This is a genomic window from Nocardia sp. CA-136227, assembly GCF_050955695.1.
GTDB lineage: Bacteria > Actinomycetota > Actinomycetes > Mycobacteriales > Mycobacteriaceae > Nocardia.
In genome coordinates this window covers 5955918-5969435 of the sequence record NZ_CP192081.1, presented here as the reverse complement: position 1 = coordinate 5969435, position 13518 = coordinate 5955918, and the positions used below count along the sequence as shown (strand labels likewise).

Below are 13518 nucleotides of genomic sequence, written 5' to 3'. Positions count from 1 at the left end.
TGCGGGTCAGAAGGTTCGGGCGAAGGCGACGGTCAGGTCGCGTGGGGAGCGGCTGTTGCCGACCAACCCGCTCACGGCGACGATCGCGATCAGATAGGGCAGCATCACCAGCAGTGCGAACGGCACGTGCAGGCCGAGCGCGGGGAGCGCGAATTGCAGCGCCTGGGCGATGCCGAAGAACACCGAGGCCAGGACCACTCCGAGCGCCCGCCACCGTCCCGCGATCACCGCTACCACGGCCAGATAGCCGATGCCGCCGGTCATGTTGTCGCTGAAGGAATGCACCTCCGACAGCGCGAGCTGCGCGCCGCCCAGACCGGCGGCCACCGCGGCCAGCAGGACGCAGCCATAGCGGACCGCGCGCACCGGAAGCCCGGTGCGATCCGCCGCCACGGCATCCTCGCCGATGGCGTCGACCACCAGACCGAGCTTGGTGCGGCGGGCGAACACCACCGCGAGTACGGCGACCAGCGCCATGCACAGATAGCCGAGCGCGGTCTGCCCGAACAACGCGGGCCCGACGACCGGGACGCGGTGCAGCAGCGGAATGGGCAGCGGGTCGAAACCTGGAGCGCTGTGCCCCTTGCCGTCGGCGAGCAGCAATCGTGCACCGTAGGTGGTCGCGCCCAGCGCCAGCGCATTGCTCGCGATTCCGACGACGATCTGGTCGGCCCGCAACGCGACACTCCACACCGCTTGCACCACACCGAAAATCGCCGCCGCCGCGACGGCCGCGAGCGTTCCGAGCACCGGCGAACCGGTGGAGACCGCGCCGAGGACGCCGGCGAACGCGCCGGTCAGCATCATCGCCTCGAGACTCAGATTGAGCACACCGGCGCGTTCGCTGACCAGCTCGCCACTGGCCGCCACCAGGATGGGGAGCGTGAAACCGATGCCGCTGGTGGCGATGTCGGTGACCGTGTCCAGGCTCATCGCATCGCTCCCGTCAGCTCCGGGGTCGGAGCTTCCTGTGGGTCGGTCGTGTCGACCTTCGGCCGTCGCGTGGTCCAGACGGCCGCGCCCGCGATGAACACGATCATCAACGACTCCACGACCGAGACCGTCGAGGCGGGCACGTTCGCCGCCAACTGCAGATTGATGCCGCCCGAGACCAGGAATCCCAGCAGCATCGACACCGCGGCGACGGCGGTCAGCGAGCCGCGGGCCAGCAGTCCGACCACGAGTCCCGAGAACCCGTAGCCGGAGGAGAATCCCTCGGCCAGGACGAAAGGCGCGGTCGCGACCAGCAACCCGCCCGCCAGGCCCGAGAACGCCCCCGCCCCCGACAGGCTGAGGAAACGCAGCCGGTCGACCGGCAGGCCGAGGCGTGCCGCGGCATCGGGGTTGCGGCCGACCGCGCGCAACCGGGTGCCGACCGCGGTGTGGCGCACCATGATCGCGGTCCCGACCGCGGCCGCCAACGCGATCCACAGCGCGATGGTCGCGGGCGAGCGCTGGATGCCCAGCAACGGCAGATGCGCTGCGGCCGTGAGCGGTTCGGATTGTGGCAGCGTCTCGGACGAGGTGACCGGCTGGCGCAGCAGCGCGGGCTCGTGCACGACCAGCAACACCAGGGCCAGGCCGACGAAGTTCAGCAGCAGCGTGGTGATGATCTCGCTGGTCCCGCGCCGCACCCGCAGATACGCGGCGATGGCCGCCCACGCCCACCCGGCGGCCGCCGCGCCCGCCAGCACCGCGGGCAGCGTCACCGCGGCGGGCGCGCCGGTGAGGGTGGTGCCGATCGCGGTGGCGGCGATACCGCCCGCGCAGATCTGGCCCTCCCCGCCGACATTCACCAGGCCCGCCCGATGCGCGATGGTGAAACCGACCGCGACCAGCATCAGGGTGGCCGCGACATTCAGCGATGCGCCGATCGCGTAGTTGCTGCCGAACATCCCCTCCCACAACGCCTGTACGGCGGTAGCGGGCGCCGCACCGGCCGCTGCCGCCAGCGCCAGCCCGATCAGCCCGGCGGCGACCGTGGCCGCGGCGGCGGCCACGACCGGCCGGTATGCCGTGACATTCGGCCGGTAGGCCGTGACGCTCATCGCGCAACTCCCATCATCAGTTCACTGATCTGTTGTGCCGCAGTGGGATCGGCGGTCGATACCGGCCCGGTGAGCGCGCCACGGTAGGCGACGAACACCCGATCGCACAGCGCCAGCAGTTCCGGCACCTCGCTGGACACGACCAGCACGCCGCAACCGTCGGCCGCCGCGCGCCGCAGCCGGGTCAGCACGAAATCGACCGCCCCGATGTCGAGCCCCCGCGTCGGCTGCGCGGCGACCAGGCAGCGTAGGTTCGCCGTCGACAGCTCCCGCGCGAGCACGACCTTCTGCTGATTGCCGCCGGAGAGCGACCCCATCCGCACCCACGGCCCCGAGGCCCGCACATCGAAGTGCTCGAGTTCGGTTTGCGCGGCCCGGCCCATCGCCCGCTTGTCGAGCAGGCCGAAGCGTCGGAAGCGGTCCAGCCTGCCCAGGAACAGGTTTTCGGCGATGGACATGTCGGCGATCATCGCGTCGCGGTGGCGGTCCTCGGGGACGACGCCGAGTCCGATCCGGGTTCTTCGGGCCGGGGTGGCGGTAGTGATGTCCTTGCCGTCCAGGGTGATTCGTCCGCTGTCCGCCGTGGTCGCGCCGGACAGCACGCTCACCAGTTCGCTCTGGCCATTGCCCTCGACGCCCGCGATGCCGACGATCTCGCCGGGCCGCACCGCCAGCTGGACGTCGACGAGCGCGGTGCGGCCGTCGGGGCGTGCCACGGTCAGCGCGGTCACGTCGAGCACCGCGGGCCGGGCTTCCAGTGCGGTCGAATGATCCTGTCGGGCAGTGGGACCCGGAACGCTCTCGATTCCGAGCGTGGCGGCGACGGTCGGGTCGAGGTCGGCGGGACTGCGGCCTACCATCGCCGTCAGCAGGTCGGACACCGAGGTGTTCGACATCGGCCCGCCGCCCGCCACCGTGCCGTGGCGCAATACCGTCGCGGCATCGGCGACCCGGGCGACCTCGCCGAGCTTGTGGGTCACCAGCACGACCGCCTTGCCGTCGGCGGCGATCGCGCGACAGGTGTCGATCAAGGCGTCGATCTCGGCCGGATCCAGCACCCCGGTCGGCTCGTCGAGCAGGATGAGCGACGGATCGCGCAGCAGCGCTTTGACGATCTCCACCTTCTGCCGCGCGCCCACCGGCATGGTGGCGACCCGCTGATCGGGATCGACGCGCAGGCGGTAGCGCGCGGCGATGTCGTCCAGCCGCGCGGTGAGATCCGCGCGGCGCATCCGCCATCCGCTCTGGGTGAGGGTGAGGTTCTCCCCGACGGTCATCGTGGTCACCAGGCTGAAGTGCTGGTGCACCATCGCTACCCCCGCGGCCATGGCGGCGGCAGGCGAGTCGGGTCGAAAAGGGTTGCCGCCGAGCGACATGCAACCGGCATCGGGGCGATAGCCGCCGAACACCAGATTGCACAGCGTCGACTTGCCCGCGCCGTTCTCGCCGAGAACGCAATGCACGGTGCCCTTCTCGACGGTGACATCGACCCCGTGCAGCGCCCGGACCGCGCCGAAACTCTTACCGAGGCCCTGCAGGGCCAATGCCGGAGCGCTCATCTCAGTACGGCTTGACCGCGCCGGTCGACAGCGCCGTCTTGGCCTTGGCCAGCGCGTCGGCGGCGCTCTGGTCGCACAGCTTGAAATCCGTGCCGTGGTTGGGGGAGGTGAGCCCGAACTTCACGTTCTCGGCCTTCCAGGTCCCGTTCACGGCGGCATTGACGGCGTATTCGACCTCGGCGCCGATGTCGGTGTGCACGTAGCCGAGGTAGGCGGGGTTGGTGCAGTCGCCGGGGATCGGGCCCCCGATCATCGCCGTATTCGACTGGGCCGCCGCCTGTTCCATACCCGCTTTGCCCAGGTTGACGATCTGTCCGAGCGCACCCGCGCCGGCGCCGTAATCGGCCAGTGCGGCCTGCTTCGCCTTGGCCGGATCATTGAAATCGCCGACGTACTGCGGGGTCAGCACCCTGATGTCGGGCTTGGTGAAGCGTGCGCCATTGCCGTACGCCGTCGCGGCATTGACGATCGCCGGGAGTTCGACGCCGCCGACGAAGGCGACCGCGCCGGTCTTCGAACCCGCCGCCGACACCGCGCCGCTGAGGAATTCGGCCTCGGCCTGCTGCGGGTCGTAGTACGCGAGGTTGGACAGCGGCTTGGCGTCGGCGGGACCGCCGATCTCGACGAACTTCACGTTCGGGAACTGCGGGGCCACCTTGCGCACGTCGGCGTCGGTCTGCCCGCCGAGCGAGATCACCAGATCGTTCGACGAGGCGAAGCGCACCAGCGCCTGCTGATAGTCCGCGGCCGCGACCTGCTCGACCTTGCTCAGTTCGACCTTGTCGCCCAGAGCGCTTGCGATCCGCTGGTAGCCCAGATAGCCCGACTGCATGAAGCCGGTGTCCGACAGCGAACCGGGGAAGAACACCCCGACCTTCAATTTGCCGCCGGAGCCGGCGGTGTCGGCGGAGCCGCAGGCCGACAGGACAGCGGCGGCGGCGAGTGCGGCCGAGCCGAACGCGATCGCGCGTCGAGTGGACTTGTGCACGGGGAGACTCCTTGCTCGAACGATCCGCCGACTTAGCGGTATACCATTAGATGATGAGGGTGCTTTCCCCATGTGACGTGCGGATTACCGAAACGTAAGAAATCGTGACCCGCCTCCCGGCCGGTTACCGTGGGAGGCGTGCGGGAGCGGAAGGACGGTGTCGCGGCGGTGGAACCGGCGAAGAAGTCGCTACGGGATCGGGCCTATGAGGAACTGCGGGACCGGATCATCGATCTGCGGATGAGCCCCGGCCAGCGGCTCGTCGAACGTGACCTGGCCGCCGAGCTGGAGATCTCCCGCATCCCCCTGCGGGAAGCTTTGCAGATGCTGGAACGTGAAGGGCTGGTGGTGATCGTGCCGCGTCAGGGCGCGATCGTCGCCCCGTTCACCGTCGCCGACGTCCGCGACCTGTTCGATGTTCGCGAGAGCCTCGAAGTCCTGGCGGCCCGGCTCGCCGCCGAGCGCGCCACCGACGCCGACCTCGCCGCCCTCCGCGACCAACTGACCGCGGCCCGCGAGGCGACCGCCCGCGGCGAGCAGCCCGAGATCGCCGCCGCCAATGCCGGCTTCCACGCCATGATCGTCGAGATCTCCGGCAACCCGCTCCTGCAATCCCTGTTGCGCCCCTTGGAATCTCGCGTCCAGTGGCTCTTCCACCTGACCAAGGAGCGTGACCCCGGCGCCCAGTGCGAGGAACACGAACTCCTCTACAACGCCATCGCGGAACATGATCCGACCGCCGCCGCCGAAATCGCCTACCGCCACGTCGCTTCCGGACGGGAACCCAGCATCGCCCTGTCCCAGCAGTGGTCCATGCCCGCCATAGATCCGATCAGCGCCACCCGCACCCGCCAGCGTCCGCCGCAGCGCAATTCGATGCGGCTGGTCAGCGGGGAAGCCTAGCCGGACGCATCCGGACAGTGTGGGCGGCTACCGTGCACCCGGATGCGCATCGACGTCGCGCTCGTGGACGAGAGCGTCGATGCGTCGTTTGTAATCGTTGAACACCGCGGTGGTCGGGTCTCGTTCGACGGGAAGATCGATGGTGACGGTCTCGCGCAGGTGCCCGCTGCTGCCGTGCGCGGAGCCGCCTGCCATCACGACTACCCGATCCGCCAGGTAGACGGCTTCGTCGATGCTGTGGGTGATGAACACGACGGTCACACCGGTCTCATGGTGGATGCGTTTGAGTTCGGTTTGCAGCACCGATCGGGTCAGGGCGTCGAGCGCGCCGAAGGGTTCGTCCATGAGCAGGACCGCGGGCCGGTTCGCGAGGGCCCGGGCAATGGCCACGCGTTGCTGCATGCCGCCGGACAGCTGGTGCGGGAACGACTTTCGCACGCTGGCCAGACCGACGGTGGCCATACAGCGGTCGGTGATCTCGCGGACTTCGGCCCGCAGCACACGGGCCTGCTTCGGGCCGTAGGCGATGTTCTCGGCGACGGTGAGCCAAGGGAACAGTCCGTAGTCCTGGAACACCACGCCCCGATCGGGTCCGGGTCCGAGAATCGGTTCGTCGCCCACGGTGATCCGGCCCGCGGAGGGGGATTCGAAGCCCGCGAGAATGCGCAGCAGGGTCGACTTTCCGCAGCCGCTGGCGCCGACGACGCACACGAATTCACCCGGGGCGATATCGAGGTCGACGCCGTGGACGGCGAATCCGTCCGCGCCGGGATACCGCTTGCCGATGCCGTCCATGACGATACGGGCCGGCGCGTGCGGACGACGGCGGGTCGAGTAGATCTTCATCGCGGTCACCTTGTCGTGGGCAGGAGCGGTCGCCGTCCGGCCGCCGCGCGGACGGCCAGCAGCAGGATGCGGTCGGCGAGGAATCCGGCGAGGCCGATGACGATCATCACCGCGACGATCAGATCGGTGCGCGACTGTTCGCGCGCCTGGGTGATGAGCGCACCCAAACCGACTCGGATACCGACGGTTTCACCGACGACGAGGATCACCCACGACAGCCCGAGCGCGATGCGCAAGCCCGCGACGATATTCGGGATCGAGGCGGGCAGCACCACCTTGTAGAGGGTCTGCGCCGGTGGCGTACCCAGCATCGCGGCGGCTTCGAACAGCCGGGCCGGCACGGCCTGCACTCCGGCGATGGTGTTGAGCAGAATCGAGAAGACAGCCGCCAGGAACACCAGGAATATCGTCGAGCGATCACCGAATCCGATGATCAGCAGCGCCAGCGGAGCCCAAGCGGTCACCGGGATCGGACGGACCAGATTGATGGTCGGTTCGAGCATCCGATAGGCGATGCGGGACCGTCCCATCACGATGCCCAGTGGAATGGCCACGGCCGCCGCGAAGCCGAAGCCCTGCACGACGCGCACCGTGCTGGCGTACAGGTGCCGCCACAGTGTGCCGCTGTAGGAGTCGCCGATGACGCCGCCGAACGCGAGGTCGGCCAACCGCCGCGCGACCTCGTACGGCGTCGGCACGAACCGCATCTGGATGCCGAACGGCAGCGTCCAGCCGCCGTTGACACCACGGTCCCACAACAGGATCAGCAGGATCGGCACCGGCAATGCCCACAGTGTTGCCAGTACGCGCGTGCCCACGCGGCGTCGCGCCGCCTGGACCGGCCCCGGGGAAACTTCGGCGGCCGGCGCGGGGGTCCGGGTCGTGGTCATCGCGGTGCCGCCAGGGAGTCGAGGAAGCCGGTATCGAAAACCTTGCCCATGTCGGGCGCCTTGGGCAGCTGGTCGAAGGCCACCATCTGTTCGGCCAGCGTCTTCACGCGCTGCCGATACGGATCGTCGAGTGCCCAACGCAGCGTGACGTTCTCGATCGCCGTATCGGTGATGGTGCGGTCCAGGCCGAAGGTGGAGACCAGGCCTTCCGCCCACGCGGCCCGATCGGACTTCATGTAATCGATCGACCGGGTGAAGGCTTGGACTGTCTCCTGGACCCGTGGCCGATCCTGCTCGATCAATCGACCCCGGGTGGCGAAGACGATGTTCACGCCGCCGATCGGGGTTTCGTACGGCGAGGTGATCTGGTGGGCCCCCGCCTGTTTGGCGATCGAGGGGGCGGTCTCCGCGCTCAGGAATGCGTCGATCTGCCCGGATCGGTAGGCGTTGGCCATATCCGAATACGGCAGGTTCACCAGGTCGACATCCTTGGCCGGATCCATCCCGTTGGCGCGCAGGGTGAGTTTGAGCAGGATCTCCTGCGACGAACCGGCTGGGTATCCGACCTTCTTGCCGCGCAGATCATTCGGTGTGCGAAGGTCGGGACGACCGACGAATCCCGACCCGCCGTCGGCGGCCGAGGCGATGATTCGCACGTCCTGGTCGGCTGCCACGCCCGCCAGGATCGAGGGGGCTCCGAGCACGCCGAAGTCGATGGCGCCCGAGGCCAGTGCGTTCTTGATATCCGGGGAACTCGCGAACAAAACGATCTCGTAATTGGTCGCCGAAGGTGCGAAACGCTGCATGAAATACGGTGCGTACAAATGGGGTTGCCCCCGCAACGTGCCGATCCGGACGGTATTCGGACTACCGCCTGTGTCGTCGGGGGTGGAGATGCACGCGGTGAGGCCGACGATGGTGGTCACCGCGAGCAGTAGCGCGGACAACACGCGGAACAGGGTGCGGGTCATCGAGATCCTTTGTGGTGGTGTCGAACTCGTCTGGTCAGGCGCCGTGGTCCGCCCGCGTCACCAGCGATAGTCGAGGAACTTCCCGTCGAAGGTGACCACGACCCGGTCACCGTCAGGATCCGGACGCCGGCTGATGTCCATCTGGAAGTTGATCGCGCTCATGATGCCGTCGCCGAATTCCTCGTGGATCAGCTCTTTGAGCGTGGGGCCGTACACATTGATGGCCTCGACGAACCGGTAAACCGTGGGGTCCGACATGATCGCGGGATCGGCTGTGCGCGTGGGCTGTTGGCGCAGCGCCTCGGCCACCGAGTCGTCCAGCGCGAGCAATTCGCAGATGATCTCGGCCTGCTGGGCGCTGAGCGCGTGCCGCCCGAGCAGCGCCGCCGTGGCCCAGACGAGCGGGGCGTCCATCGCCGCCGCCAGCTCGGCCCAGCTGTGCCCGCCGCGAATGCGGGCCGCCGTAACAAATACTGCGGCAGCGGATTTGCTCATGATCGGTGTCATCGAAGGCTCCTGGGTCAGCGGCGTATGCCGCCACCCTGTCATGCCCAGCAGCGGTATACCGCTATCTGAAACCAGGTCTTCACAGGCGTCACGGCGACGTGGGGAAACCGTGCCCTCGGTGAGCTTTCGATCATTTTCACGCAGCGAGTCGTTCACGACCGGACAACATCCCTCCATGTCAGTAGACATGTCAGGTTGCCGTCAGGTCGCTGTCAGTCTGCGCGGCCACAGTGTGTCCATCGAACAAACGACCGGGACCGAACCGGTTGGGATCAACAGAGATTCGAAGGAGACACGACATGTCCATCACCCTGACCGACCAGGACAAGAGCACCATCCGCACCGCCGCGTTCGGCGCGCTCGCCCTGTTGTCCGCCGCCGGGGCGCCGCACAAGGGCAGCAGCCAGGGCTCCATCGCCCTCACCTCGGCGACCGGCGTGGTCGGACACGTGCTCTCCACCCGGGCACGTGACATCCAATTGGACGGCAAGAACGTCGCCGAGCTGGCCGATCAGGTGCTGCCCGCGCTGACCGCGGCGATCACCCTGCTCGGCGCGCAGGACCCGGCCGAGGCGGCCAACTTCCGCGACACCGTGCTGGTCGCGGTCGAGGCCACCGCCCAGGCCAAGGGCGATCCCAGCCCGGCGGTGACCGCCATGGCCCGCAAGATCGCCGCGGCCCTCGACGCCGCATGACCCGATGACCACTTCCGGCCCGATGCGGCCGGAAGTGGTTGCCGTGAATCAGCAGACCTTGTTCGAGTATCACCCTTGCGCCTTCTACGGCTGCGGCGGCGAAATGTACGAGATCGGCAAATACGAGTCGGTGGCGGATGCCCGCGCGGCCGCCGAAGGCCGGACGGACGCTGTGATCCAGTGGCGGCCTGTGCCTTGCTTCAATGCTGGAACAATGTATGGCTACCCAGGCAACGAGGACAGCGCGACCTGGAGTTTCATCATCAGGTGGGACGACGATCTGGAGTGATCGTGACAGGTGACTATTGAGGGATGAACCGACTTCTGGTGCTGGTCAATGGGCTTCCGGGTGCGGGGAAGACGAGTTTGGGGCGCGGGTTGGCCGAGGAACTGGAAGCGTTGTTCTTGTCCAAGGACGTCGTCAAGGAGGCGTTGGCGGAGTTCGTTGGGGGTGTGAGGTTTGGTGTGATGTTTCGGCGGAGGTTGCGAGGGCGCGGTATGTGGCGCGGCGGCGTGACCCCATTCATCGGGATCGGCAGCGGTTGGTCGAGGATTGGGACGACTAGGTGGCGGATGCGGCGCCGCTCGGGCTGTCGCCCGTCGTCGTGGTGGATACCTCGCGCGCAGTTGATTTCGCTGACCTTGCCGACCAGGTGAAAGCGGTGGGGGTGGACTAGGCCAGGGAGGTTTCCTCGCGGGCGGGCTGTCAGCCGGAGCGTTCGATGGTGACGTTTACGTTCTTCATGATCGGCTGGTCGCTTTGGGTGCTGTAGTCGCCGATGGCGCAGAGGACGTTGAGTTCGGGCATGTAGCCGGCGGCGCAGCCGCGGGGGATGTCGTAGGGGATTGCCTTGTAGCGGTGGACTGTTCGGGTGGTGCCATTGCGGGCGATGCTGGTGATGTCGACTTCGTCGAACAGCTTCAGGTTGCGGTCGCGCATGTCGTCGGGGTTCATGAGGACCAAGGTGCGGAGGTTCTTGATGCCTCGGTAGCGGTCGTCGTGGGAGTAGATGGTGGTGTTCCACTGGTCGTGGGAGCGCATGGTGGCGAGGGTGAGGGTGCCGGGGGCGGGGGTGAGGTCGGGGAGGTCGGCGGTGGAGAATTCGGCTCGGCCGGAGGAGGTGAGGAAGACCAATTCTCGGGCGGGTTGTTTGATGCGGAAGCCGAGGGGGAGGCGGACTCGGCGGTTGAAGTCCTCGAAGCCGTCGATGACCTCGGCCATGGTGTCGCGGATGCGGTCGTAGTCGTCGACGTAGTGGTCCCAGGGGGTATTCGTCCGGGGGAGAGCGGCTTTCGCTACACCGGCGATGATGGCGGGCTCGGAGAGCAGGTGCGGGGAGGCGGGCTTCTTCATGCCCTTGGACAGGTGGACCATGGCCATCGCGTCCTCGACGGAGGTCTGCTGCAGGCCGGCGCGCTGTTCGTCGCGTTCGGTACGGCCCAGGCAGGGGAGGATGACGGCGCGGGCGCCGTGGACCAGGTGGCTGCGGTTGAGTTTGGTGCTGACCTGGACGGTCAGGGAGCAGCGGCGCAGCGCCTCGGAGGTGTAGGCGGTGTCGGGGGCGGCCAGGGCGAAATTGCCGCCCATGCCGACGAATACGGTGACCTTGCCCGCCTGCATCGCCTCGATGGTGCCGACGGTGTCGAGGCCGTGCGCGCGGGGCGGATCGATGCCGCACACCTCCGCCAGGCGATCCAGGAACTCCGGTTTCGGACGATGGTCGATGCCGCAGGTCCGGTTGCCCTGGACATTGCTGTGCCCGCGGACCGGGGACGGGCCCGCGCCCTCGCGGCCCAGATTGCCGCGCAGCAGTAGGAGATTCACGATCTCGCGGATGGTATCGACGCCGTGCTCGTGCTGGGTCACACCCAGGCACCAGCTGATGATCGAGCGGTCCGCCTCCCGGTAAATCTTTGCGGCACGGCGCAATTCGGCCTCGGTGAGCGCCGACTGCTCCTCGATCTCGGCCCACGGGGTGGCTTCCACCTTGGCGCGATAGGCCTCGAATCCAGTGGTGTGGCATTCGATGAACCGATGATCCAGCGCCTTCGGATCGGTCTTCGACTGTTCCAGAACAGCTTTGGCGATACCGCGGATCACCGCGAAGTCGCCGCCGATGCGGGTCTGCAGATTCAGGGTGCCGGTGGGAGTGGCATGGAAGGTCGCCATGTGCAGGAACTCGTGCGGGATGATGGTGCGCCGCGAACCGGCCTCGATCAGCGGATTGATGTGCACGATCTGGGCGCCACGACGATCGGCCTCGGCGAGCGCGGTGAGCATGCGCGGGGCGTTGGAGGCCGCGTTGACGCCCATGATGAACAGGGCGTCGGTGGTCTCCCAGTCCGCCAGGTCGCAGGTGCCCTTGCCGGTGCCGAGCGCGGCCTGCAGGGCGCGGCCGCTTGCCTCATGGCACATGTTCGAGCAGTCCGGCAAATTGTTGGTGCCCAGCTCGCGGGCCATCAGCTGGTACAGGAAGGTGGCCTCGTTGCCGAGGCGGCCGGAGGTGTAGAACGCGGCCCGGTTCGGGTCGTCCAGCTCGCGCAGGGTGCGTCCGACCAGCTCGAACGCCTCCTCCCACCCGATCGGGACATAGCGGTCGGTTTCCGGGTCGTAGGTCATGGGCTCGGTGAGGCGGCCCTGGTTCTCCAGGTCGTGGTCGCTCCAGCCGGACAGCTCGGTCACGGTGTGGGCGGCGAAGAAGTCCCGGTCGACCCGCTTGTGGGTCATCTCCCAGGTGACGTGCTTGATCCCGTTCTCGCAGATGTCGAGATGAATGCCCTTGATGGAATCCGGCCAGGCGCAGCCCGGACAGTCGAAACCGTCGTTCTCGTGATTCATCTTCAGGATCGCGCGCGTGCCCAGGATCGGCTCGCGCTCCTGGCCGATCATGAACTCGGTGACGGACTTGGCGGCACCCCAGCCGGCAGCGGGATGGTCGTACGGGTGGAAACTCGGCCCGCCGTCGGACTCGGTCCGGTTGGTGTGATCGATGGCCATCACAGATCCCTTCGACAACGTGCCTGCGGTCGGTGTGGTGCGGATCCAGTCGGTGATAGCCAGCGTAGATGTTCAGGGCCGACGGCCACCAGCACACCGACAGCAACACCCAGAACCGTGTCCACGCCGCGATCGATCAGCAGCCGCTCCGGGCTGGTCACGACCGACAGACTGGTCATCAACATGATCAGCGGTGTGAAGAATCCGAGCGCCAGCGCGTAGTTGCGGGCCATGTACAGCTCGGTCGGGAACAGCAGCGCCAGCACCAGGGCGCCGGTGAGCACCGGGCGCGGGCCGGGGATCAGCAGGACCGCCGACAACCCGAGCCCCAGGAAGGTCCCCGCGACCCGGTGCAGCCCCCGCGAGAGGTGAGCGCCGGCGTCGAGGGCCGCCAGCGGGACTGCGGCGGACGCCATGGCCCAATTCGCATGGCCCACACCCAATCCCAGACCCGCCAGACCGGCGCCGGAGACCGCGACGGCGTAGCGCGTCGCGTGCCGTGCACCGAAATGCGCACCCGGCCGTACGGATGCGGTTGTCGCGTCGACGGTTTCGCTGTCGAGGACGGCGAGCACCATGCACAGCACCGCGGTCACCGTGAACACCACCAGCGCCGGAAGGGGTTTCGCCAGACCCGCCGGTGTCAACGAGACCGCCCCGAGCGCGAAGATCGCGTAGAACGGGCCCGCGGGCCGGATCCCGCGGCGATCGGCCAGCAGCGAGGCCGCGGCCGCGAATCCGCTCTCGACCACCACCAGCACGACCGGCGCGACACCGGTCGCCGCCAGCAGCACGCCGATCCCGACACCGCCGCCGATGAGCAGGGCCGCCGACCGCTGATGCCGCCCCCGCTCGCGCCGCGAACTGCCGCGTCCGTACATGCCGACGAACGAGCCGAACATGGCGAAGATCAGCAAGTCGGTCCGGCCCAGGACCAGCAGCACCGACCCGGGGATCACCAGTCCCGTCGCGACGCGCAGCGCGTGCCGGGTGTGGTCGGCGGAGGGCCCGACGGTGAACAACCCCGTCGCCGCCTCGCGGACCGCCAGCACCGCACGCACGTTCCCACTCCGCCTCTCGCTCGGTACCCGCGGCGATCGAGTCCGGCGGATG

The 13518-nt window shown here is 68.1% G+C and carries 13 protein-coding genes and 1 pseudogene; 4 read left to right on the top strand and 10 right to left on the bottom strand.

Annotated features, from left to right (window positions below; translation table 11 throughout):
• Positions 1-6: 6 nt before the first annotated feature.
• Genes ACQP06_RS27630 through ACQP06_RS27615 form a run of 4 tightly spaced genes read right to left on the bottom strand, consistent with a single transcriptional unit; the run spans position 7 to position 4595 of the window.
• The gene (locus ACQP06_RS27630) at positions 7-933 is read right to left on the bottom strand and encodes an ABC transporter permease (RefSeq protein WP_433667417.1); all 927 of its coding nucleotides are present in this window, start codon (positions 931-933) and stop codon (positions 7-9) included.
• Positions 930-2048 (bottom strand): ABC transporter permease, encoded by a 1119-nt coding sequence (locus tag ACQP06_RS27625; RefSeq protein ID WP_433667415.1) that lies wholly within the window; start codon positions 2046-2048, stop codon positions 930-932. The genes ACQP06_RS27630 and ACQP06_RS27625 overlap by 4 nt, the downstream gene beginning before the upstream one ends.
• Entirely contained in the window at positions 2045-3607 is a 1563-nt protein-coding gene (locus ACQP06_RS27620) for an ABC transporter ATP-binding protein (protein ID WP_433667413.1), read from the bottom strand. Before ACQP06_RS27620 ends, ACQP06_RS27625 begins: the two co-directional genes overlap by 4 nt.
• A 1-nt stretch (position 3608) precedes the next feature.
• Positions 3609-4595, bottom strand: a complete 987-nt coding sequence (locus ACQP06_RS27615) for a BMP family protein (protein ID WP_433667411.1) — start codon at positions 4593-4595, stop codon at positions 3609-3611.
• 138 nt (positions 4596-4733) lie between these two features.
• On the opposite strand from ACQP06_RS27615, the gene ACQP06_RS27610 reads away from it, so the two are divergent.
• Positions 4734-5498: a GntR family transcriptional regulator gene (locus ACQP06_RS27610; RefSeq protein ID WP_433667410.1), complete on the top strand. Its 765-nt coding sequence runs from the start codon at positions 4734-4736 to the stop codon at positions 5496-5498.
• Positions 5499-5525: 27 nt separating this feature from the next.
• Here the strand turns inward: ACQP06_RS27610 and ACQP06_RS27605 are convergent, their stop codons facing one another.
• From ACQP06_RS27605 to cynS, 4 genes are read right to left on the bottom strand one after another with little or no spacing between them, the layout of a single operon-like run.
• Positions 5526-6344, bottom strand: a complete 819-nt coding sequence (locus ACQP06_RS27605) for an ABC transporter ATP-binding protein (protein WP_433667408.1) — start codon at positions 6342-6344, stop codon at positions 5526-5528.
• 5 nt (positions 6345-6349) lie between these two features.
• The gene (locus ACQP06_RS27600; RefSeq protein ID WP_433667406.1) at positions 6350-7234 is read right to left on the bottom strand and encodes an ABC transporter permease; all 885 of its coding nucleotides are present in this window, start codon (positions 7232-7234) and stop codon (positions 6350-6352) included.
• Positions 7231-8205, bottom strand: a complete 975-nt coding sequence (locus tag ACQP06_RS27595) for an ABC transporter substrate-binding protein (RefSeq protein ID WP_433667405.1) — start codon at positions 8203-8205, stop codon at positions 7231-7233. Before ACQP06_RS27595 ends, ACQP06_RS27600 begins: the two co-directional genes overlap by 4 nt.
• Before the next feature lie 57 nt (positions 8206-8262).
• Complete coding sequence (cynS, locus tag ACQP06_RS27590) at positions 8263-8712, bottom strand: cyanase (protein ID WP_433673443.1); 450 nt, start codon at positions 8710-8712, stop codon at positions 8263-8265.
• 299 nt (positions 8713-9011) lie between these two features.
• On the opposite strand from cynS, the gene ACQP06_RS27585 reads away from it, so the two are divergent.
• The 3 genes and pseudogenes from ACQP06_RS27585 to ACQP06_RS27575 form a co-directional block, all read left to right on the top strand.
• Positions 9012-9407, top strand: a complete 396-nt coding sequence (locus ACQP06_RS27585; RefSeq protein WP_433667403.1) for a hypothetical protein — start codon at positions 9012-9014, stop codon at positions 9405-9407.
• A gap of 4 nt (positions 9408-9411) precedes the next feature.
• On the top strand, positions 9412-9696 hold the full coding sequence (locus tag ACQP06_RS27580) for a hypothetical protein (protein WP_433667401.1): 285 nt from the start codon (positions 9412-9414) through the stop codon (positions 9694-9696).
• 23 nt (positions 9697-9719) lie between these two features.
• Positions 9720-9833, top strand: a pseudogene (locus ACQP06_RS27575) (AAA family ATPase); the annotation flags it as partial.
• Positions 9834-10113: 280 nt separating this feature from the next.
• Here ACQP06_RS27575 and ACQP06_RS27570 read toward each other — a convergent pair.
• On the bottom strand, positions 10114-12405 hold the full coding sequence (locus ACQP06_RS27570; protein ID WP_433667399.1) for an FdhF/YdeP family oxidoreductase: 2292 nt from the start codon (positions 12403-12405) through the stop codon (positions 10114-10116).
• Positions 12405-13466, bottom strand: coding sequence for an FUSC family protein (locus ACQP06_RS27565; RefSeq protein WP_433667397.1), 1062 nt, complete (start codon positions 13464-13466; stop codon positions 12405-12407). Before ACQP06_RS27565 ends, ACQP06_RS27570 begins: the two co-directional genes overlap by 1 nt.
• Positions 13467-13518: the final 52 nt, after the last annotated feature.